Below are 19333 nucleotides of genomic sequence, written 5' to 3' on the forward strand. Positions count from 1 at the left end.
TAACAATGTCAACCTCGTCAGTTTCAATATATCTGCATCCGCCTACAATGGGTCTGCGCAAACCAGCATTACTAAGGAGCAGAGCGAAGTTGATATCCAATCCCTTCCGGCATTATCAACATATTAGCCAGCAATCGCGTTGACGTCTTGCAGATATCTGTCGAACCAGAAGATGAATTGTCTCGATCACCAGATAATCAGAAGAATATAGCAATGGAAAAAATTTGCGATTCGAACCCTCAAGGCGGCGACGACGTTGATGTGCGACGTCGTCAATTACTCCTCGGCGGCGTCATTGCCGCGACCACGGGTTACTTGGCTTTACCCGCTCGAGCAGCATCCAGCAATCCTCTCTCTTCACCACAAGGCAATACGCAAGGAGTTCAGCACATGGGTACCGTTACCACCAAAGATGGCGTCGAGATCTTCTACAAGGACTGGGGTCCGCGCGATGCCAAGGTCATCCATTTCCACCATGGCTGGCCTCTCAGCTCAGATGATTGGGATGCGCAACTGCTGTTCTTTGTGAACAAGGGCTTTCGCGTCGTCGCGCATGATCGCCGGGGCCACGGTCGTTCCAGCCAGGTTTGGGACGGCCATGACATGGACCATTACGCCGATGATGCCGCGGCAGTGGTCGAGAAGCTCGGTACCCACGGAGCAATGCACGTTGGCCACTCCACCGGCGGTGGCGAGGTGGTGCGTTATATCGCACGGCATGGCGAGCGCAATGTGAGCAAAGCCGTCCTGATCAGCTCGGTGCCGCCGCTGATGGTCAAGACCAGCAGCAATCCGAACGGTACGCCGAAGTCCGTCTTCGACGATTTCCAGGCACATGTCGCAGCGAACCGGGCGCAGTTCTACCTCGACGTGCCGGCCGGCCCCTTCTACGGCTATAACCGCCCCGGGGCCAAGCCGTCGGAGGGGGTGATCTACAACTGGTGGCGTCAAGGCATGATGGGCAGTACGAAGGCGCAGTACGACGGCATCGTTGCGTTCTCGCAGACCGATTTCACCAACGATCTCAAGGGGATCACCATCCCCGTGCTGGTCATTCATGGTGACGATGACCAGGTTGTTCCTTATGCCGATTCCGGCGTGCTGTCCGCCAAGCTGGTCAAGAACGGGAAGCTGATTACGTACAAGGGGGCTCCGCACGGCATTCCGACTACCCATGCCGACAAGGTCAACGCCGATCTGCTCGAGTTCTTGCAAAGCTGATTACCTCTTCCATGCGAGCAAGAGGTGACAGCCTGACGTGATGGTGAGGTCACGGTCCCGCCCCGCCTCCGCGCGGGCTGGGACGATTGAGGCAGGCTCCCCGCACCTGTTGTTCATGTGATCCGGACGTGCATCACGATCGAACCCGGATTGAATACGACCATTTCGTCGAAATGATCCGTGAAGCAGGCAACCCGTCATCGCTCGTCGGCTAGCGTGGCCGCAATCGGTCCCCGCACGCACGCAGGACGAAGCGCACGCGTGCCGGCAGTGCATGCCGACCTTAGTGGAATTCCCGGCTCGACGTGCGCAGGCCGCCGAGCAGCGGCGTCAGATCCTCGAAATGCTGCGCGACGAGGTGCCGCACGTCGCTCACGACCTGCCACACGCCGGACGCCGCGAGCAGCCGCGAATCGAGTGTTTCGCGGCGCTGCCGCGCGAGCAGCTCGGGCCGGACGATCACGTTCACGCAGCCCGTTTCGTCCTCGAGCGTCATGAACATCACGCCCTTCGCGGTGCCCGGCATCTGCCGGGCGATCACGAGCCCGCATGCGCGTGCGAGCCGGCCGTCGGGACGGTCGCGCAACTCGGCCGCCGACGACAGCCGCTGCGCGCGCAAGGCCGGCCGCAGCAACGCGACCGGATGGCGGTTCAGCGTGAGGCCGGTGGTGTGATAGTCGGCGAGGATGTCGTCGGCTTCCGACGGCGCGCCGAGCGCGGGTTGCTCCACCTCGTCGATCGGCGCGGCGGCGAGCAGGTCGCGCTCCGGCGCCGCGGCGACGGCCTGCCACAACGCATCGCGACGATGGCCGGCGAGCGTCGCGAGCGCATTCGCGGCGGCGAGCGCCTCGAGATCGCGACGTTCGAGTTGCGCGCGGCGCGCGAGGGTGTCGACGTTGTCGAACGGGCCGGCGGCGCGTGCGGCTTCGATGCGCCGCGCGGCGGCTTCGCTCAGGCCGCGCACGAGCGACAGGCCGAGCCGCACGGCCGGCTGACCGTGCGGCGGCGGCTGGTCGGGCAACGCTTCGAGCGCGGCTTCCCAGGTGCTTTGCGTCACGTCGATCGGCAGCACCTTCACGCGGTGACGCTTCGCGTCCTGCACGAGTTGCGACGGCGGGTAGAACCCCATCGGCTGGCTGTTCAGCAGCGCGGCGAGAAAGATCGCGGGTTCGTGGCATTTGAGCCAGCTGCTCGCGTACGCGAGTTTCGCGAAGCTCGCGGCGTGGCTTTCGGGGAACCCGTATTCGCCGAAGCCTTTGATCTGCTCGAAGATCTGTTCGGCGAATTCGCGTGTGTAGTTGCGTTCGAGCATGCCGCTGATGATCTTGTCCTGATATTTCTCGAGATTGCCCTTGCGCTTCCACGCGGCCATCGCACGACGCAAGTCATCCGCTTCGCCAGGTGTAAAACCCGCGGCGACGATCGCAATCTGCATCACCTGTTCCTGGAAGATCGGCACACCCAGCGTACGAACGAGCACTTCCTTGAGCGCGTCGCTCGGATACGTGACCTCGCCCTCCTCTTCACCGGCCACGATCCTGCGCCGCTGCAAATACGGATGCACGGCGCCGCCTTGAATCGGACCGGGCCGCACGATCGATACCTGAACGACGAGATCGTAGTAGTTGCGCGGCTTCAGCCGCGGCAGCATCGACATCTGCGCGCGCGATTCGATCTGGAACACGCCGACGGTATCGGCACGGCAGATCATGTCGTAGGTTGCCTTGTCATCCTGCGGAATGTGTTTCAGCGTGAATGGCTTGCCGTCCTTCGCTGGCCCGCGCCACGCGGTGCGCAGGTCGAACGCGCGATGCAGCGCCGACAGCATGCCGAGCGCGAGCACGTCGACCTTCATCAGCCCGAGCGCTTCGAGATCGTCCTTGTCCCACTGGATCACGCGCCGCCCGTCCATCGCCGCGTTCTCGACCGGCACGAGCCGCGTGAGCTTGCCGCGGCTGATCGCGAAGCCGCCCGAATGCTGCGACAGGTGGCGCGGGAAGTTGAGCAAGCGCCCGGCCAGTTCGGCCCATGTGCGAATCAGCGGCGTTTCGGGATCGAGCCCGGTCGACGCGAATTGCCGCAGCAGATCGCGACTGCCGTCGAACCAGCGATGCCCCTTTGCGACGCGATCGACCAGCATCGGATCGACGCCGAGCGCCTTGCCGGTTTCGCGCAGCACGCCGCGCGGACGATACGTCGAAACGGCAGCCGCGAGCGCGGCGCGATCCTTGCCGTATTTTGCGTAGATGTGCTGGATCACTTCTTCGCGGCGCTGATGCTCGAAGTCGACGTCGATATCCGGCGGCTCGCCGCGTTCCTCGCTGATGAAACGCTCGAACAGCATCGTGCTTTGCTCGGGATTCACTTCGGTGATGCCGAGGCAATAACAGACGACCGAGTTCGCGGCCGAGCCACGGCCCTGGCACAGGATGTTCTGGCTGCGCGCGTATTTGACGATGTCGTAGACGGTCAGGAAGAACGGCTCGTAGCTCAGCCGGGCGATCAGGTCGAGTTCATGGCGGATCTGCTTGTCGACCTTCTCCGGGATGCCCTGCGGATAACGCACCGCCGCTCCGGCGAAGGTTTCCTGTTCCAGATAGCGCGTCGGCGTCAGTCCCGCCGGCACGATCTCGTCGGGATACTCGTAACGCAGCGAGTCGAGTTCGAAATCGCATGCATCGAACATCGCGCACGTCTCCGCGATCTCGGCCGACGAAAACAACTTCGCGATCCGCCCGCGCGAACGCAGATGCTGCTCCGCATTCGGCGCGAGCGCGTACCCGCATTCGGAGACCGGCATCCCGACGCGAATCGCCGTCATCACGTCCTGCAGCGGCTTGCACGAGCGCACGTGCATCGTCACGTCGCCCAGCGCGACGAGTCGCACGCCGCGCCGTTTGCCGGCCTCGCGAATCTCGTCGCGCTGCGCGCCGTCCAGCGCGCGCTGCAACTGCACGAGCCCGAGCCGCGCCCGCTCGCCGAACGTCGCGCGAAACCACGCGACCTGCGCATCGAGCACGTCCGCCCGCACCGGGTACGTCGGCACGAGAATCGCGAAGCAGTCGGGCATGCCGCGCAAGTGGGCAAACTCCGCCGGCGGCGCCGACAGCATCCGCGACGTCAGCTGGTAAGTGCCCTTCGGCGATGCCATCCGCCGCCACGAAATCAACTCGGAAAGATTGCCGTACCCTTCGCGGTTCTGCGCGAGCAGCACGAGCCCGAACGCACCGGGGCCCGGGTCGTGGCCGGGCGCGACGTCATCCGGCGTGACGTCGAAATACGAACCGATGACGAGCGGCAATCCGTTCGCCTTCGCCGCGACATGCATGCGCGGCGCGCCGGCGAGCGAGCATTCGTCGGTGATCGCGATCCCGCGATAGCCGAGTTTCACCGCACGCTCGACCAGTTCGTCCGCATGCGATGCGCCATGCAGGAATGAAAAGTTCGAACGGCAGAACAACTCCGCGTAATCGGGCAGCCCGCTGAAATCCGCCATCATCTTCGTTCACCCGAACAGGCCGTGCAGGAACCAGTGCGGTTCGGACTCGCTCCCCGCCCGTTCCCTGAACACCCAATAGCACGCACCGGCTTCGTCCTGCGCGACGTGGTAATCGCGTGCCGCGAGCTGACCATCGAACCACCCGGCCTCGATCCGCTCCGCCGACGACATCATCCTCAGCGGCGTATGGAATACCGGCCGCTCGCCACGCATCAGCAACGGCAGCGGTTCGGCCAGCAACCACGCGGGGCGCGGCGGCACGGCCGGCGGCCCGCCGGCCGGCTTGCCCGCCTGCGCATCGAGCGGCAGCCAGCGGTTCGCGGCTTCGGGCCGATGATCGGCGACGGGTGCCGCGCGCAGCACGTTGTCCGCGCCGAGCCGCGCGACCAGCAACTCGAGCAACCGCTCGCGGGTTTCCCGCGTACCGCCCGGCTCGGGAAAAAGATCGTCGGCCGGCGGCGCGACCGATTCGACGCGCGTGGCCTTCAGACGCACCGCGATCACCGCGGCCGGCAGCTCGACGCGCGCGAGCCGCTCGCCGAGCAGCCGCATGAAATGCCCCTCGTCGCGCACGGGGGCGGCGAACGCGAGCGCGAGCGGGGTCGGCGGCACGGCCTGGCGGCCGCGTTCGTGCTCGAGATCGAACGTCATCGCGGCGAGCGACAGGTGCCGCGCGGCCAGCCAGCCGCACAGCTGCACGACGAGCCGCCGCGCGGCGAACAGCACGGCTTCCGCGTATTCGACGCGCTCCGGCAACTCGAGCCGCACGTCGAACACGGGCGGCACCGCCATCCATGCGAGCGGCTCGACCGCTTCGCCGTACGCACGATCGAGCGCGGCCAGCAACGCGGGACCGCAGCGTCGCTGCAGCCCTGCGCGCGGCAGGCGGCGCAGATCGGCGAGCGTGCGGCAGCCGAGGCCGTCGAACCAGCCCGCATACGGACGCGCATCGGGCAGCAGCACGCACGGCAGCCGGTCGAGCGTGCGGACGAGCGAGGTCTGGCGTGCGACGCGGCGCCGGCTGCGTGCGCGGGCCGACGTGCGCGCGAGCAGCCATGCGCCGCGCCCGGTCGGCGCGGCGGACAGGCGCGCCGCGTAGCCGAGCGCCGCGAGCATCGCGCGCACCTGGCGGCACAGCGACGGCAGGCCGCCGAACAGGCGCAGGCTCGAGCCGACGTCGACGATCAGCGTGGCTTCGTCGTCGAGCGCGACGCACGGCGAGAAACGCAGCAGCGCGAGCGCGACCGCGCGCAGCGCATCGGCTTCGCGCGCGGGATCGCGTTCGACGAGTTGCGTATCGGGCGCGAGCGTGAGCACGCCGCCGCGCTTCATGCCCGCGCGCACGCCCTGCCGGCGCGCGGCCGCGTCGGCGATCAGCACGACGCCCTGCTCGAGCACCGCGCAGCCGGCCTCGCCGGCCTCGCCGGCCGCCGCGTCAGACGGCGGCGGGGCGCACACGTCGAGCGGCAGGCGCGGCAGATGGATGCCGAGCAAGACGCGCATAGCGGCTCTCCACGATGGGCGACGGCAAATCGAGCACGAGCGGCTCGCTGCGCGCGGGCCCGCGACGCTTGACGATGTCGAGCGACACGCCGCCCGGCACCGGATACAGCGCGACGCGCAGCACGGCCGGCGACGGCTGCCGCGCGGCCGACAGCGGACGCAGCATCACGAACAGCGTGTCGCCCGTGCGCGCGGCCGCGAGATGCAGGCGCCGCAGCGCATCGGGCCGCGCGTCCTGCCAGAGCAGCAGCGCGCCGCAACAGCCGGCCTTGAGCGCCTGCTCGGCGGCCCACAACGCATCGGTACGGCTACCGGCGCGCAGCCACAGCAGCGTGTCGGCCGGCACGCCGAGACTGGCGAGCGCGGTGGCATGCGGCGACTGCGGCGGCGCAACGAGCGCGAGCGGCCGCCGCACGCTGACGGTGCGGGCAAGCGCCGGCGCGAGCAGCCGCATCTCGCCGCAGCCCGGCTGCGCGGCCAGCAGTTCGACGAGGCCGCCGACCGGCCAGCCGCCGCCCGGCAGCTCGGCCGACAGCGGCGCGAAGCCCGTGTCGATCGTGCGCGGGCCGCCGCGCGCGAGCTGCGAGCCGCGCCAAAGGGACGGATGAAGGGATTCGGGAGTAATGGAGGATGCGAGCATGACGCCACCCACAACTGTATGGATATACAGTATATGGCAATGCGCGCGCGTCGCACAGCACCGGTGCAAAACCGGTTTTCGTCGGAAGAAACCGGGGAGAAGCCGGCGCGCCCGTCATGTCACGGCGCGCCGGCCCGTCAGCCGTCGGTCAGCAGCCCGTCAGCCGAGCAGCAACGCGTCGTCGTCGAGCTGCTCGTGCCGCACCTTCTCGAACATCTGCAGCAGATCCGGCACGTCCAGCCCCTTGCGCGCGTCGCCCGACACGTCGAGCACGACCTGCCCCTGGTGCAGCATCACCGTACGGTCGCCGTAGTCGAGCGCCTGCCGCATGCTGTGCGTGACCATCATCGTCGTCAGCTTGCTCTCGGCGACGATGCGCGCGGTCAGCTCCAGCACGAACGCGGCCGTCTTCGGATCGAGCGCGGCCGTGTGCTCGTCGAGCAGCAGGATCCGCGACGGCCGCAGCGACGCCATCAGCAGGCTCACGGCCTGCCGCTGGCCGCCCGACAGCAGCCCGATCCGGTCGGTCAGCCGGTTTTCCAGCCCGAGGTTCAGCAGCCGCAGCTTGTCGCGGAACAGCTCGCGCGACGGCCGGTCGAGCGCCGCCCGGAAGCCGCGCCGCGCGCCGCGCGCCATCGCGAGCGCCATGTTCTCCTCGATCGTCAGCGCCTCGCAGGTGCCGGCCATCGGGTCCTGGAACACGCGCGCGACGAGGTGCGCGCGGTCCCACGCGGCCTTGCGCGTCACATCCGTGCCGTCGATCGCGATGCGTCCCGCATCGACGCGCTGGTCGCCGCTGACCGCATTGAGGAAGGTCGACTTGCCGGCGCCGTTCGAGCCGATCACCGCGACGAACTGGCCGTCGGGAATCTCGAGCGACAGCCCGCGCAGCGCGCGCGTCTCGATCGGCGTGCCGGGATTGAACGTGAGTTTGAGATCGTGTGCGGACAGCATGTCATGCCCCTCCGTTCTTGCGCGCGAACAGCTTCTTGCGCGTCGCCGGCAGCACCAGCGCGATCGTGACGAGCGCGGCCGTCACGAGGTTCAGGTCCTGCGCCTTCAGGCCGATGAATTCGCTGTTCAGCGCGAGCGCGATGAAGAAGCGGTAGACGATCGCGCCGAGCACGACGGCAAGCGTCGTCAGCACCAGCCGGCGCGCCGGCAGCAGCGTCTCGCCGATGATCACGGCGGCCAGCCCGATCACGATCGTGCCGATCCCCATCGAGATGTCCGAGCCGCCCTGCGTCTGCGCAAACAGGGCGCCCGCGAGCGCGACGAGCGCGTTCGACAGCGCCATCCCGGCGAGCGTCGCCCGGCCGGTCGCGATGCCCTGCGCGCGCGCCATCCGCGGGTTCGCGCCGGTCGCGCGCATCGCGAGGCCGAGCTGCGACGAGAAGAACCAGTCGAGGCCGAGCTTCGCGATCACGACGACGATCGCGAGCAGCGCCGGGCGCAGCACGTAATCGGGCATCCAGTCGGGCTGCAGCACGGTGAAGAGCGTCGGCTCGGTGATCAGCGGCACGTTCGGCCGGCCCATGATCCGCAGGTTCACCGAGTAGAGCGCGATCATCATCAGGATACTGGCGAGCAGATCCATGATCTTCAGGCGCACGTTCAGCCAGCCGGTGACGAAGCCGGCCAGCGCGCCCGCGACGATCGCGAGCAGCGTCGCGGAAAACGGGTCATGGCCGGCCGAGATCAGCGTCGCGGCGACGGCGCCGCCGAGCGGAAAGCTGCCGTCGACGGTGAGGTCGGGGAAGTTGAGGATGCGAAACGAGATCAGCACCCCGAGGGCGACGAGGCTGAAGATCAGGCCGATCTCCAGTGCGCCCAGAAACGAGAACAGAGACATGATGGGGAAATCCTGTTGCTTCCCGGCCGGACGTGTACGGCCGGGCGAAGCGGACGGGCGGCCCCGGGTGGGAGCCGCCCGTCCGGCGATGTCGTCGAGGCCCGGATCGGGCCTGCAAGCGCGGCGGTCGGGCCGCGGCTTACTTGATGACCGTCTTCGCTTCCTTCACGAGATCCGGCGACAGCGTGACGCCCTGCTTCGCGGCCGCGCCCGTATTCACGAACAGTTCGAGGTTGCTGCTCGTCTCCGACGCGATCGCGCCCGGCTTCTCGCCCTTCAGGATGCGCGCGACGACCTTGCCCGTCTGGCGGCCGAGGTCGCCGTAGTTGATGCCGAGCGCCGCGATGCCGCCGCGCTTCACGCTGTCGGTGTCGCCCGCGACGAGCGGAATCTTCGCTTCGTTCGCGACCTTCACCAGCGCTTCGTACGCGGACACGACGTTGTTGTCGGTGTTCGTGTAGATCACATCGACCTTGCCGATCAGGCTCTTCGCGGCCGGGCCGATGTCGACGGTGCGCGGCGCGGCCGCTTCCTTCAGCGTCATCCCCTGCTTCGCGAGGATCTCCTTGAGCTCCTTCACGACGACGACCGAATTCGCCTCGCCCGGGTTGTAGACCATGCCGACCGTCTTCGCATTCGGCACGACGCGCTTGATCAGCGCGACCTGGCGATCGAGCGGCAGCTTGTCGGACACGCCCGTCACGTTGGTGCCCGACGGGCCCCAGCCCTTCACGAGCTGCGCGGCGACCGGGTCGGTGACGCCCGAGTAGACGACCGGCACGCTCTTCGTCGCGGCGACGACCGACTGCGCGGCCGGCGTTGCGATCGCGACGATCACGTCGGGCTTGTCGCCGACGAACTTGCGCGCGATCTGCGCGGCCGTGCCGGTGTTGCCCTGCGCGCTCTGGTACTCCCACTTGAGCTTGTCGTCGCCGTAACCTTCCGCCTTCAGTTCGGCGCGCACGCCGTCGCGGATCGCATCGAGCGCCGGATGGTCGACGATCGACAGCACCTTGACGGTCTGTGCATGCGCGGCGCCTGCCAGCGCGAGTGCGGCGACGCCGGCCGTGATCGAACGGATCGCGAAAGTCTTGAATCGCTTCATGGGTGAGTCTCCCCCGTATTGTGTCGGTTCTGGATGATGGATTCCCGCCGCCGTCGGGCGGGCGCCGCCCGTGCGTACGAGACGCGGGCGATCGGCCCGCGCACGCTCCGGGAAAGCGTGCAGCGGCGAACGCACGAGGATACCATTTCCGCAGACCACCGCCTGACTCCGTGCTTTCGCGCGGCGCGCCGGGCACCACCTCGCCGAGGCCCCGAGAAAGCGCGCCAAGCCTTGCCGGTGGCGGCGCCGATCCGCGTCGGCCAATGCGTCGGCCGCGCATGCGGCTTTACGCTATGCTGTCGGCCGACCCAATCCACTCCACCGGAGGGCAGATGAAACGGGGTATCCGAGCCGCCGCATTCGCAGCATTCACCGCCGTCGCGCTGACGCCGCCGGGCGCGGCGTTCGCGCTGACCGACGGCAACGCGCAATACGACGACTGCATGCTCAACGCGCTGCGCGAAAGCCGCAACGGCGCGGCGGCCCAGTTGATCCAGCGCTCGTGCGACGCGCTGTACCGCAACAACGCGATGCTGCTGCCGCGCGAACGGCGCTTTCACGAGTGCGTCGTGCAGTCGCTGCCCGGCGTGCGCGACAACTACGCGATCCAGCAGATCATGTCGATCTGCTCGCGGCGCGGGGAGATGTAGGCATAGGCGCGCGTGCTGCGCCAATGAAAAAAGGGCCTGCGCGATGCAGGCCCTTTTCGTTCAGCGGTCCGACCGGTGAGCGGCGTTCAGAACGACGCGACCATCGAGCCCTTGAACTGCTTCTTGATGAATTCCTTCACTTCCGGCGACTGGTACGCCTTGACCAGCTTCTTCACCCACGGCTGATCCTTGTCCTTCGCGCGCACGGCGATCAGGTTCGCGTACGGGCTCGTCAGCGATTCGAGCGCGATCGCGTCCTTGGTCGGCTGCAGATTCGCGGCCAGCGCGTAGTTCGTGTTGATCACGGCCGCGTCGACGTCCGACAGCACGCGCGGCAGTTGCGCGGCGTCGAGTTCGGAGATCTTCAGCTTCTTCGGGTTCTCGGCGATGTCGAGCACCGTCGCGTTGTTGCCGCCCGTGCCGGCGCCGGCCTTCAGCTTGATCACGCCTTGCGTCTGCAGCAGCAGCAGCGCGCGGTTCTCGTTCGACGGATCGTTCGGCACCGCGAGCTTCGCGCCCTGCGGCAGATCCTTCAGCGACTTGAACTTCTTCGAGTACACGCCGATCGGCGAGATGTAGGTCAGGCCCGCGCTGACGATCTTGTAGCCGCGCTGCTTCACCTGGCTGTCGAGGTAGGGCTGGTGCTGGAAGCTGTTCGCGTCGAGATCGCCCGAATCGAGCGCCGCGTTCGGCTGCACGTAGTCGTTGAACTCGATGACCTTCACGTTCAGGCCTTCCTTCTCTTTCGCGACCTTCTGCACGACTTGCCACACTTCCGAATCCGGGCCGGCGACCGTGCCGACCTTGATCACCTTGTCTTCGGCGTGCGCGCCTGCCGACAGCGTCAGCGCGGCGCCGGTGGCCAGCACGGAAAATACCTTCAGGAGACTGCGACGCTTCATCTGTTTCTCGCTTTCTTGCTTACTGGAAATGGGGCGCGATACGGGTATGCCCGGACTCGCAGGAAGGGCCAAATGGTGTCACAGGATCGGCGGGAAGTGAAATACATCCCGCTCATATGGGTATGCACCAGCGCAGTGCCGGCGGCCGCCGCACAACTCGGCCGTTAGTTGCATTTTTCCTCGACGCATCGGCCCATTGGTCCATCGGCCGATCGGCCGATACACGTCACGCCGCCACCGTCTCGTCGGCCGCCTTCGTGCCGAAAGCCGGCTCGGCCGCCCATGCACCGGTCCCGCGCGGCGACGGGCCGCCGGTATTGGCGACCCGGAACGCGCCGACCGCGTCGCGCAGCCGCGCGGCCTGTTCCTGCAGCGACGCAGCGGCCGCGGCCGCTTCCTCGACCAGCGCCGCATTCTGCTGCGTCACCTGGTCCATCTGCGTGACCGCGCGGCCGACCTGCGTGATGCCGCTCGCCTGCTCCTCGGACGCCGCCGCGATCTCGCCCATGATGTCGGTCACGCGTGCGACCGCCTGCAGGATCTCGCCCATCGTCGTGCCGGCCTGGCCGACCAGCGTCGAGCCGTTGCGCACGCGCTCGACCGAATCGACGATCAGCGCGCGGATCTCCTTCGCGGCCGTCGCGCTGCGCTGCGCGAGCGAGCGCACCTCGCCCGCGACCACCGCGAAGCCGCGGCCCTGCTCGCCCGCGCGCGCGGCTTCGACCGCCGCGTTCAGCGCGAGGATGTTGGTCTGGAACGCGATGCCCTCGATCACGCCGATGATGTCGGCGATCTTGCGCGAGCTGTCGTCGATCTCGCCCATCGTGCCGATCACGCGGTTCACGACGTCGCTGCCCGCACGCGCGATGTCCGACGCATTGTTCGCGAGCCCGCTCGCCTGCCGCGCGTTGTCCGCGTTCTGCTTCACCGTCGCGGTCAACTGCTCCATGCTCGCGGCGGTTTCCTCGAGCGACGCGGCCTGCTCCTCGGTGCGCTGCGACAGGTCGTCGTTGCCGGCCGAAATCTGGCGGCTCGCCGACGCGATCGATTCGGCCGACTGGCGAATCCCGCCGATCGTCGCCTGCAACCGTGCCTGCATGTCGTGCATCGCGGCCATCATGCTGGTGCGATCGCCCGCGCGCACCGGCACCGGCTGCGTGAGGTCGCCCTGCGCGATGCGCGTCGCGAGCGCGACCGCTTCGTCCGGCTCGCCGCCGAGGCTGCCGCGCACGTTGCGGATGATCACCAGCATCGCCGCGCTGATCACGAAGCCGATCACGAACACCATGGCCAGATGGCCGAACAGCGTCCGGTAGTACACGGTGTCGATGTCCTTCAGGAACACGCCGCTCGAGATATTCCAGTCCCACGGCGCGAACCGCGTGACGTAGCTGATCTTCGGCACGGCCGTCTCGCTGTGCGGCAGCCGCCCGCGATATTCGGCGAAGCCGCTGCCGGTCGCCTTCGCCGCGTTCAGGATCGTCACGAACAGCGGCTTGCCGTCCGGATCGAGATAGTCGCCGACCTGCGTGTTGACGAGTTTCGGCAGCGTCGGATGCATCAGCACGACCGGCTTCGAATCCATCACGAACACGTAGCCCGAATCGCCGTAGCGCATCGCGGCGAGGCTCGCGAGCGCGTCGCGCTTCGCGTTGGCCTCGGGCAGCGTGCCGCTCTGCGCGAGCGCGTGATAGGCCTTCACGATGCCCGCCGCCGAGTCGACGAGATTCGCGATGCCGGCCTTGCGTTCGGCGAGCATCGTCGCGCGCGTCTCGTAGGCGCTCCATGCGCCGACGCCCAGAAGACCGATCCATACCAGCGCAAGCGCGAGCCACAGCTTGCGGTTCAAACTCATTCTGCTCATCTGCGTGCCTCTGTCGATGTCGATGCATCCGACGCGCGAACGGCCGGCCGCGCGCAAACGGTTGCTCTTTTATTTACGGCAACGAGGCTTACATCTTGAATACGCGTCGCCGCGGCGAACCGGCGATCGACAGGCCCCCACGCGGCGCGCCGGCGCGACAGCCCGCATCCGCTGTGCTAAAAAGACCGGCTGGCCGGCGCGCGAAGCGCCGGCATCATTCCAGGGGCATCCATGTACGTCATCGACATCCACTACACCGCGTCGCTCGAGCGCATCGACGACGCGCTCGAACGCCATCGCGCGTACCTGCAGCCGCAGTTCGACAAGGGCATCTTCATCGCGGCGGGGCCGAAGGTGCCGCGCGCAGGCGGCATGATCCTCGCGGCCCGCATCGATCGCGACGCACTCGACGCGATCCTCGAGACCGACCCGTTCGTCACCGAGGGGCTCGCCACGTATCGCGTGACGGAATTCCGGATCACCCGCGCCGCGTCGGGCTTCAACGTGCCGGCGCTGCCGTAACGCGGCTTCGGCGCAATACGTGCGCAATACGCGCGCATGCCGACGCGCCGCCCGGCGGGCAGCGCATGCGCGCAACGATGAGAGCGGGGAAACGTGACGGCGCGAACACGGCCGTCACGCGAAACGCCGGGCGGGCGCCCGGCGGCGGCCGGTCAGTCGACCAGCAGCTTCAGGTCGTGGACCCACGGGGCCGGGCCCTGGCCGTCGCGCACGAACAGGCGCAGCTTGCCGTCGCGGTCGAACACGTAGCTCGCGGCCGTGTGATCCATCGTGTAGCTGCCGGGCGTCTTGCCGGGCACCTTCGCGTAGTACACGCGGAAATCCTTCGTGACCTTCTTGAGCGCCGCTTCGTCGGCCGGCCGCAGGCCGATGAACGACGGATCGAACGCGGGCACGTACTGGCCGAGCAGCGCCGGCGTGTCGCGCTCCGGATCGACGGTGACGAACAGCACCTGCACGCGCTTCGCGGCATCCGGCCCGAGCTGCTTCAGCGCTTCGGACAATTCCGCCATCGTGGTCGGGCACACGTCCGGGCAATGCGTATAGCCGAAGAACATCACGACGGCCTTGCCCTTGAAGTCGGCGAGCGTGCGGACCTTGCCGCTCGTATCGGGCAGCGCGAAGTCGCTGCCGAACTGCGTGTTGCCGGTGATGTCGAGATTCTGGAATTTCGGCGCGTTGTCGCATCCCGCGAGCAGCAGCGCTGCCGTGAATGCGCACGCGAGCATCCAGCCTTGGCGCGCGCGGCGCCCGAACCGTGATGGGAGCATTGCGTTCAAACCGTGCGGTTACACGCCGAGCAGCGGGCGTGCGTAGTGATCGACGAGCAGCGCGGCAAACAGCAGCGACAGATAGACGATCGAGTAGCGGAAGGCCTTGCGGGCGAGTTCGTCCGAATAGTCGCGATGGATCTTCCACGCATACGCGAGGAACACCGCGCCGAGCAGTACCGCGCTCGTCAGGTAGACGGCCCCGCTCATCCCGGAAATGAAGGGCATCAGCGTGACCGCGAACAGGATCACCGTGTACAGCAGGATGTGCAGCCGCGTGAACTTCTCGCCGTGCGTGACGGGCAGCATCGGCAGCCCCGCGTTCTCGTAATCCTTGCGGCGATAGAGCGCGAGCACCCAGAAATGCGGCGGCGTCCACACGAAGATGATCAGCACGAGGATCCACGCGTCGCCCGGCACCGCGCCGGTGACGGCGGCCCAGCCGAGCGCCGGCGGCATCGCGCCCGACGCGCCGCCGATCACGATGTTCTGCGGCGTCATCGGCTTGAGCAGCAGCGTGTAGATCACCGCGTAGCCGACGAACGTCGCGATCGTCAGCCACATCGTCAACGGATTCGTGAACGTATAGAGCGTCCATGCGCCGACGCTGCCGAGCACGGCCGAGAACAGCAGGATCTGCGGCGTCGTGATCTCGCCGCGCGCGGACGGGCGCCATGCGGTGCGGCGCATCATCGCGTCGATCTTCTGTTCGACGAGGCAGTTGATCGCGAACGCGGCGCCGGCCAGCAGCCAGATGCCGACGGTGCCGCCGATCAGCACATGCCACGGCACCATGCCCGGCGTCGCGAGGAACATGCCGATCACCGCGCAGAACACCGCGAGCTGCGTGACACGCGGCTTCGTCAGCGCCATGTACTGGGAAAAGCGGCTACCGGGCGATTGGGAGAGGGTGCTTTGCATGGGGGCGGTCACGCCGGGGCGGCGTCGCGCGCAGGCTGCGCGACACGGCCGGGGCGGCTTGAAAGGATGCGAAAGTTTAACATGACGACGAGCAGCAGCAGGATCGCGGCCCCGCCGTTGTGCGCGACGGCGACGGGCAGCGGCCACTGCAGCACGATGTTGGTCAGGCCCGTCACGAACTGCAGCAGGACGACCAGCAGCACGCCGTTCGCGGGCCGCCGCAGCGATTCGAAGCGGCGCATCTTCAGCGCGAACGCGACCAGGTACGCGACCACGACGAACGCGAACGTGCGGTGCGTCCAGTGGATCGCGACCAGCGCGTCCTGCGTGATCGCGTCGCCGTCCTTCGTCATCCCGAGCGCGCGCCACAGGTGAAAGCCGTGCTGGAAGTCCATCGGCGGAATCCACTGGCCGTTGCAGGTCGGGAAGTCGGTGCACGCGAGCACCGCGTAGTTCGTGCTCACCCAGCCGCCGAGCGCGATCTGCACGACCAGCAGCACGAGCGCCGCGAGCGCGGCCGCGCGGTAACGCCCGGCCTCGGGGTCATACGACGGCAGCGGCGTCTGGCGCGCCGCGAGCCAACCCAGCGTGCCGAGCAGCGTGAGGCCGAGCAGCAAGTGGATCGTGACGATCACCGGTTGCAGCTTCATCGTGACCGTCCATGCGCCGAACGCGCCCTGCACGAGAATCAGCAGCAGCAGGCTCGTCGGCCACCACGGCGACACGTGCAGCGGGCGGCGACGCAGCCGCGCGGCCCATGCGATCACGGTCTGCGCGATGATCAGCACGCCGATCGCCATCGCGAAATAGCGGTGGATCATCTCGATCCACGCCTTCGTCATGCTGACCGGCCCGGTCGGCATCGCCTGGTGCGCGGCCGTGATCGCCGCGTGCGCGATGAACGGCGACGACGTGCCGTAGCAGCCTGGCCAGTCGGGACAGCCGAGCCCCGAATCGGTCAGCCGCGTGAAGCCGCCGAACATCACGAGGTCGAGGGTCAGGAAGGTGGTGATCCACACGAGCTTGCGAAACTTGTCGTCGTCGGCCTTCACCCACACGTACGACAGCGGCAGCAGCGCGATGCACAAGCCGATCAGGCCGAGTTGCAGTAGATACGACATCGGAATGGTGCCTCGTTCTCTCGCCTTAACCGATGCTCGACCACTTCAGCAGCTTCGTCACGTCCGACTTGATCTTGCTGGGATTCGGGTCTTTCGGGAAACGCATCATCAGGTTGCCGTTCGGGTCGACCATGTAGATGTGGTCGCTGTCCTTCGTGCCGGCGTCGGCCGGCAGCCACGCGGCCACCGCGGCCGGATCGGCGACGAGCCGGCGCGTGTCCGGATACGCGTCCAGCACCTTCTGCGGCACCGCGCCCGCATCGCTGCGCAGCCACACCATCGTGATCCGGTGCCGTTCTCCCGCCTGCGTGACGCGGATCTGGCGCATGAAATAGAGCTTCTGCGCGCACGCGTCGTCGCACGCGCTGCGGTCGGTCATCACGAACAGCCAGACGCCGCGCAGCGACGACAGCGGCACCGTCTTGCCGGCTTCGTCGGTGACCTGCAGATCCGCCGGGATCGGGCGCTGCGGCTCGATCAGCGTGCCGTAGTTGGTCGACCCGCCCTTCGGCTTGATCACGTAATAGGTGAAGTACGACGCGATCATCGGCGCGGCGCACACGAGACCCAGCAGCACGAGCATCCAGCGGCCGCGCTTGCGGGCCGCGGGCGACATCGGCGCAGCGGCCGGACCCTGACGTGGAGATTGCATGGACAAATCAGACCTCTCGAAACGAACCCGCGGCGCGCTCGCCGCGTCCTGGCATGACGCTCACGCGCCGGCCGACTTCTTCGCCGCACGCCGCGCGGCGTACAGCCCGAAGCCGAGCGCGGCCGCCGCCATCGCCCACCACTGAAACATGTAACCGTAATTGCGCTCGACGCCGGTCGTCGCCGCCGGCCAGTCGCGCACGAGTTTGTCGCCGTCGTCGCTCGTCTGCTGGATCACGAACGGCTGCAGCGGCAGCCCGGTTTCCTTCGCATACGCGGCGACGTCGAGGTTCTGCCGGATCTTCTGATGCGCGGCCGACCCGCCTTCGCCGAGCTCGAACGCGCGCGACGCATCGGCGCGCGCGATGCCGACGATCTCGACGTCGCCCGCCGGCGTCGCGAACGGCTCGATCGCCGTGCGATCGGCGATATTGCGCGGCAGCCACCCGCGGTTCACGAGCACGACGCCGCCGCCCGTGAGTTTAAACGGCATCACGACGTAAAAACCCGGCTGGTCGTTATACGGCCGATTGTCGAGGAACACCGCTTGCTCGGGCATGAAACGGCCCTTTGCCCGCACGCGATGAAACTCGATCGACGCGAGCGGAACCGGCTGCGCGCCGATGTCGACAGGGGCCGCCTGCTCGTAGCGCTCGATGCTCGCCTGCAGCGCTTCCTTCTGGTGCGCGCGGTCGCGCTGCCAGAAACCGAGACGGATCGTGACGGCGACGACGACGAGGATCAGCAACGCGGGCAGCCAGCGGATCTTCATCATGCGGCCCGCCCGGCACCTGCGCGAAAGCGAAGTGCGATAATTATCCTCTTCCTTTCGAATTGCCGTCGTCCGGTTCGTGTCATGCACATACTCGTTCCCATCGCCTTCGTCCTCATCATTGCCAGCATGGGCTCGGCGCTCTACTTCATGATGCACGACCGCGGCCATACGAAGCGCATGGTCTGGTCGCTCGCCACCCGCGTCGGGCTGTCGGTGTCGCTGTTCCTGCTCATCCTGTTCGCGAACTGGATGGGCTGGATCCATTCGACCGGCCTGCCGATCGGGCGTTGATGCCGTTGCCGCGCCGGCCGCTGTGACATTTCGCCGCACGGCCGCGCCACCAAGCAAAAGCGCCGCCTGACTGAGTCGCGGCGGCGCCAGGGTGGTGTCGCTCGCGGCTTCGCCGCCGCGCGCTCGACACCAATGAAAACGGCCCGCGCATTGCTGCGCGGGCCGTCGTTCCATTTACAGCCAGTAGACGACGACGTACAGGCCGAGCCAGACGACGTCGACGAAGTGCCAGTACCACGCGGCGCCTTCGAAGGCGAAGTGGTGATCGGGCTTGAAGTGGCCGCGGATCATGCGCACCAGCACCACCGCGAGCATCGTGCCGCCGAGGAACACGTGGAAGCCGTGGAAGCCCGTCAGCAGGAAGAACGTCGAACCGTACACGCCCGAGTTCAGCGTCAGGTTCAGTTCGTTGTACGCGTGGTAGTACTCGAAGCCCTGCAGGAACAGGAAGCAGATACCGAACACGAGCGTCGCGGCCAGCCACGCGATCGCCTTCTTGCGATGATCGTCACGCAGCGCGTGGTGCGAGATCGTCAGCGTCACGCCCGAAGACAGCAGGAACGCGGTGTTCAGCGTCGGGACCGGCCACGGGCCCATCGTCTTGAAGTGACCGGCGAGCGCGGCGGGGCCTTCGTTCGGCCACACGGCGGAGAAGTCCGGCCAGATCAGCTTGTAGTCGAGGCTGCCGAGCTGGTGCAGCGCGATTTCACGCGCATAGAACAGCGCGCCGAAGAACGCGCCGAAGAACATCACTTCCGAGAAGATGAACCAGCTCATGCTCCAGCGGTACGACTTGTCGACGTTCTTGCCGTAATGACCGCCTTCCGATTCGGCGATCGCGTCGCCGAACCAGTGATACAGCGTGAAGAGCAACCACAGCAGGCCGAGCAGCGCCGTAAACGGCGCCCAGTCGTGACCGTTGATCCACAGCGCTACCGAGCCGAGCATGACCAGCAGGCCGATGGCCGCGCTGATCGGATGCTGCGACGGATGCGGCACGAAATAGTACGGGGTCTGGTTTTGACCGCTCATGCTTGATTCTCCAC

Annotated in this window: 18 protein-coding genes; 4 read left to right on the plus strand and 14 right to left on the minus strand. The window is 67.3% G+C overall.

Going from position 1 to position 19333, the window contains the following annotated elements; all coding sequences use genetic code 11:
* Positions 1-390: 390 nt before the first annotated feature.
* Entirely contained in the window at positions 391-1221 is an 831-nt protein-coding gene (locus tag DTA15_RS30765) for an alpha/beta fold hydrolase (RefSeq protein WP_006487016.1), read from the plus strand.
* Between the two features lie 283 nt (positions 1222-1504).
* Here DTA15_RS30765 and DTA15_RS30770 read toward each other — a convergent pair whose 3' ends face one another.
* From DTA15_RS30770 to DTA15_RS30795, 6 genes are all read right to left on the minus strand, one after another.
* Positions 1505-4720 (minus strand): error-prone DNA polymerase, encoded by a 3216-nt coding sequence (locus DTA15_RS30770; RefSeq protein ID WP_034195644.1) that lies wholly within the window; start codon positions 4718-4720, stop codon positions 1505-1507.
* A 6-nt stretch (positions 4721-4726) separates the two neighbouring features.
* Positions 4727-6223, minus strand: coding sequence for a Y-family DNA polymerase (locus DTA15_RS30775; RefSeq protein WP_012492391.1), 1497 nt, complete (start codon positions 6221-6223; stop codon positions 4727-4729).
* A complete protein-coding gene (gene imuA / locus DTA15_RS30780; RefSeq protein ID WP_012492390.1) occupies positions 6156-6863 on the minus strand; it encodes a translesion DNA synthesis-associated protein ImuA in 708 nt (235 codons plus the stop codon). The genes DTA15_RS30775 and imuA overlap by 68 nt, the downstream gene beginning before the upstream one ends.
* 159 nt (positions 6864-7022) lie before the next feature.
* A complete protein-coding gene (locus DTA15_RS30785) occupies positions 7023-7817 on the minus strand; it encodes an ABC transporter ATP-binding protein (RefSeq protein ID WP_006486391.1) in 795 nt (264 codons plus the stop codon).
* 1 nt (position 7818) lies between these two features.
* Positions 7819-8715 carry an ABC transporter permease gene (locus DTA15_RS30790; protein WP_006486373.1) on the minus strand — a complete coding sequence of 299 codons (897 nt, stop codon included), beginning with the start codon at positions 8713-8715 and terminating at the stop codon, positions 7819-7821.
* Between the two features lie 139 nt (positions 8716-8854).
* Positions 8855-9820, minus strand: a complete 966-nt coding sequence (locus tag DTA15_RS30795; protein WP_006486371.1) for an ABC transporter substrate-binding protein — start codon at positions 9818-9820, stop codon at positions 8855-8857.
* A 332-nt stretch (positions 9821-10152) separates the two neighbouring features.
* Here DTA15_RS30795 and DTA15_RS30800 point away from each other — a divergent pair, with 332 nt between their 5' ends.
* Positions 10153-10470, plus strand: a complete 318-nt coding sequence (locus DTA15_RS30800) for a VF_A0006 family four-cysteine protein (protein WP_006486375.1) — start codon at positions 10153-10155, stop codon at positions 10468-10470.
* Between the two features lie 86 nt (positions 10471-10556).
* Here DTA15_RS30800 and DTA15_RS30805 read toward each other — a convergent pair whose 3' ends face one another.
* The gene (locus DTA15_RS30805) at positions 10557-11372 is read right to left on the minus strand and encodes a MetQ/NlpA family ABC transporter substrate-binding protein (protein WP_006486394.1); all 816 of its coding nucleotides are present in this window, start codon (positions 11370-11372) and stop codon (positions 10557-10559) included.
* A gap of 226 nt (positions 11373-11598) precedes the next feature.
* Complete coding sequence (locus DTA15_RS30810; protein ID WP_012492389.1) at positions 11599-13236, minus strand: methyl-accepting chemotaxis protein; 1638 nt, start codon at positions 13234-13236, stop codon at positions 11599-11601.
* Between the two features lie 231 nt (positions 13237-13467).
* Between DTA15_RS30810 and DTA15_RS30815 the strand changes: the two genes are divergently transcribed.
* Complete coding sequence (locus DTA15_RS30815) at positions 13468-13758, plus strand: YciI family protein (protein ID WP_006486398.1); 291 nt, start codon at positions 13468-13470, stop codon at positions 13756-13758.
* A 152-nt stretch (positions 13759-13910) separates the two neighbouring features.
* On the opposite strand, the gene DTA15_RS30820 is transcribed toward DTA15_RS30815, so the two are convergent.
* Genes DTA15_RS30820 through DTA15_RS30840 form a run of 5 tightly spaced genes read right to left on the minus strand, consistent with a single transcriptional unit; the run spans position 13911 to position 17993 of the window.
* A complete protein-coding gene (locus DTA15_RS30820; RefSeq protein WP_012492388.1) occupies positions 13911-14528 on the minus strand; it encodes an SCO family protein in 618 nt (205 codons plus the stop codon).
* 18 nt (positions 14529-14546) lie between these two features.
* Complete coding sequence (gene cyoE / locus DTA15_RS30825) at positions 14547-15449, minus strand: heme o synthase (RefSeq protein WP_006477738.1); 903 nt, start codon at positions 15447-15449, stop codon at positions 14547-14549.
* Between the two features lie 8 nt (positions 15450-15457).
* The gene (locus DTA15_RS30830; protein ID WP_006486378.1) at positions 15458-16570 is read right to left on the minus strand and encodes a COX15/CtaA family protein; all 1113 of its coding nucleotides are present in this window, start codon (positions 16568-16570) and stop codon (positions 15458-15460) included.
* 25 nt (positions 16571-16595) lie between these two features.
* Positions 16596-17222, minus strand: coding sequence for an SCO family protein (locus DTA15_RS30835; protein ID WP_012492387.1), 627 nt, complete (start codon positions 17220-17222; stop codon positions 16596-16598).
* A gap of 60 nt (positions 17223-17282) precedes the next feature.
* Positions 17283-17993: an SURF1 family protein gene (locus DTA15_RS30840; RefSeq protein ID WP_012492386.1), complete on the minus strand. Its 711-nt coding sequence runs from the start codon at positions 17991-17993 to the stop codon at positions 17283-17285.
* A gap of 84 nt (positions 17994-18077) precedes the next feature.
* On the opposite strand from DTA15_RS30840, the gene DTA15_RS30845 reads away from it, so the two are divergent.
* Positions 18078-18287 carry a twin transmembrane helix small protein gene (locus tag DTA15_RS30845; RefSeq protein WP_006477735.1) on the plus strand — a complete coding sequence of 70 codons (210 nt, stop codon included), beginning with the start codon at positions 18078-18080 and terminating at the stop codon, positions 18285-18287.
* A gap of 174 nt (positions 18288-18461) precedes the next feature.
* Here the strand turns inward: DTA15_RS30845 and DTA15_RS30850 are convergent, their stop codons facing one another.
* On the minus strand, positions 18462-19319 hold the full coding sequence (locus tag DTA15_RS30850) for a cytochrome c oxidase subunit 3 (protein ID WP_006486364.1): 858 nt from the start codon (positions 19317-19319) through the stop codon (positions 18462-18464).
* Positions 19320-19333 lie beyond the last annotated feature (14 nt).

Origin of the sequence: Burkholderia cenocepacia (assembly GCF_900446215.1) — a bacterium.
Taxonomy (GTDB): domain Bacteria; phylum Pseudomonadota; class Gammaproteobacteria; order Burkholderiales; family Burkholderiaceae; genus Burkholderia; species Burkholderia cenocepacia.

Bases quoted from the DNA above. Each gene is read 5' to 3' on its own strand.
- DTA15_RS30765 (WP_006487016.1), top strand. From the start codon at position 391: ATGGGTACCGTTACCACCAAAGATGGCGTCGAGATCTTCTACAAGGAC.
- DTA15_RS30770 (WP_034195644.1), bottom strand. From the start codon at position 4,720: ATGATGGCGGATTTCAGCGGGCTGCCCGATTACGCGGAGTTGTTCTGC.
- DTA15_RS30775 (WP_012492391.1), bottom strand. From the start codon at position 6,223: ATGCGCGTCTTGCTCGGCATCCATCTGCCGCGCCTGCCGCTCGACGTG.
- imuA (WP_012492390.1), bottom strand. From the start codon at position 6,863: ATGCTCGCATCCTCCATTACTCCCGAATCCCTTCATCCGTCCCTTTGG.
- DTA15_RS30785 (WP_006486391.1), bottom strand. From the start codon at position 7,817: ATGCTGTCCGCACACGATCTCAAACTCACGTTCAATCCCGGCACGCCG.
- DTA15_RS30790 (WP_006486373.1), bottom strand. From the start codon at position 8,715: ATGTCTCTGTTCTCGTTTCTGGGCGCACTGGAGATCGGCCTGATCTTC.
- DTA15_RS30795 (WP_006486371.1), bottom strand. From the start codon at position 9,820: ATGAAGCGATTCAAGACTTTCGCGATCCGTTCGATCACGGCCGGCGTC.
- DTA15_RS30800 (WP_006486375.1), top strand. From the start codon at position 10,153: ATGAAACGGGGTATCCGAGCCGCCGCATTCGCAGCATTCACCGCCGTC.
- DTA15_RS30805 (WP_006486394.1), bottom strand. From the start codon at position 11,372: ATGAAGCGTCGCAGTCTCCTGAAGGTATTTTCCGTGCTGGCCACCGGC.
- DTA15_RS30810 (WP_012492389.1), bottom strand. From the start codon at position 13,236: ATGAGCAGAATGAGTTTGAACCGCAAGCTGTGGCTCGCGCTTGCGCTG.
- DTA15_RS30815 (WP_006486398.1), top strand. From the start codon at position 13,468: ATGTACGTCATCGACATCCACTACACCGCGTCGCTCGAGCGCATCGAC.
- DTA15_RS30820 (WP_012492388.1), bottom strand. From the start codon at position 14,528: ATGCTCCCATCACGGTTCGGGCGCCGCGCGCGCCAAGGCTGGATGCTC.
- cyoE (WP_006477738.1), bottom strand. From the start codon at position 15,449: ATGCAAAGCACCCTCTCCCAATCGCCCGGTAGCCGCTTTTCCCAGTAC.
- DTA15_RS30830 (WP_006486378.1), bottom strand. From the start codon at position 16,570: ATGTCGTATCTACTGCAACTCGGCCTGATCGGCTTGTGCATCGCGCTG.
- DTA15_RS30835 (WP_012492387.1), bottom strand. From the start codon at position 17,222: ATGCAATCTCCACGTCAGGGTCCGGCCGCTGCGCCGATGTCGCCCGCG.
- DTA15_RS30840 (WP_012492386.1), bottom strand. From the start codon at position 17,993: ATGAAGATCCGCTGGCTGCCCGCGTTGCTGATCCTCGTCGTCGTCGCC.
- DTA15_RS30845 (WP_006477735.1), top strand. From the start codon at position 18,078: ATGCACATACTCGTTCCCATCGCCTTCGTCCTCATCATTGCCAGCATG.
- DTA15_RS30850 (WP_006486364.1), bottom strand. From the start codon at position 19,319: ATGAGCGGTCAAAACCAGACCCCGTACTATTTCGTGCCGCATCCGTCG.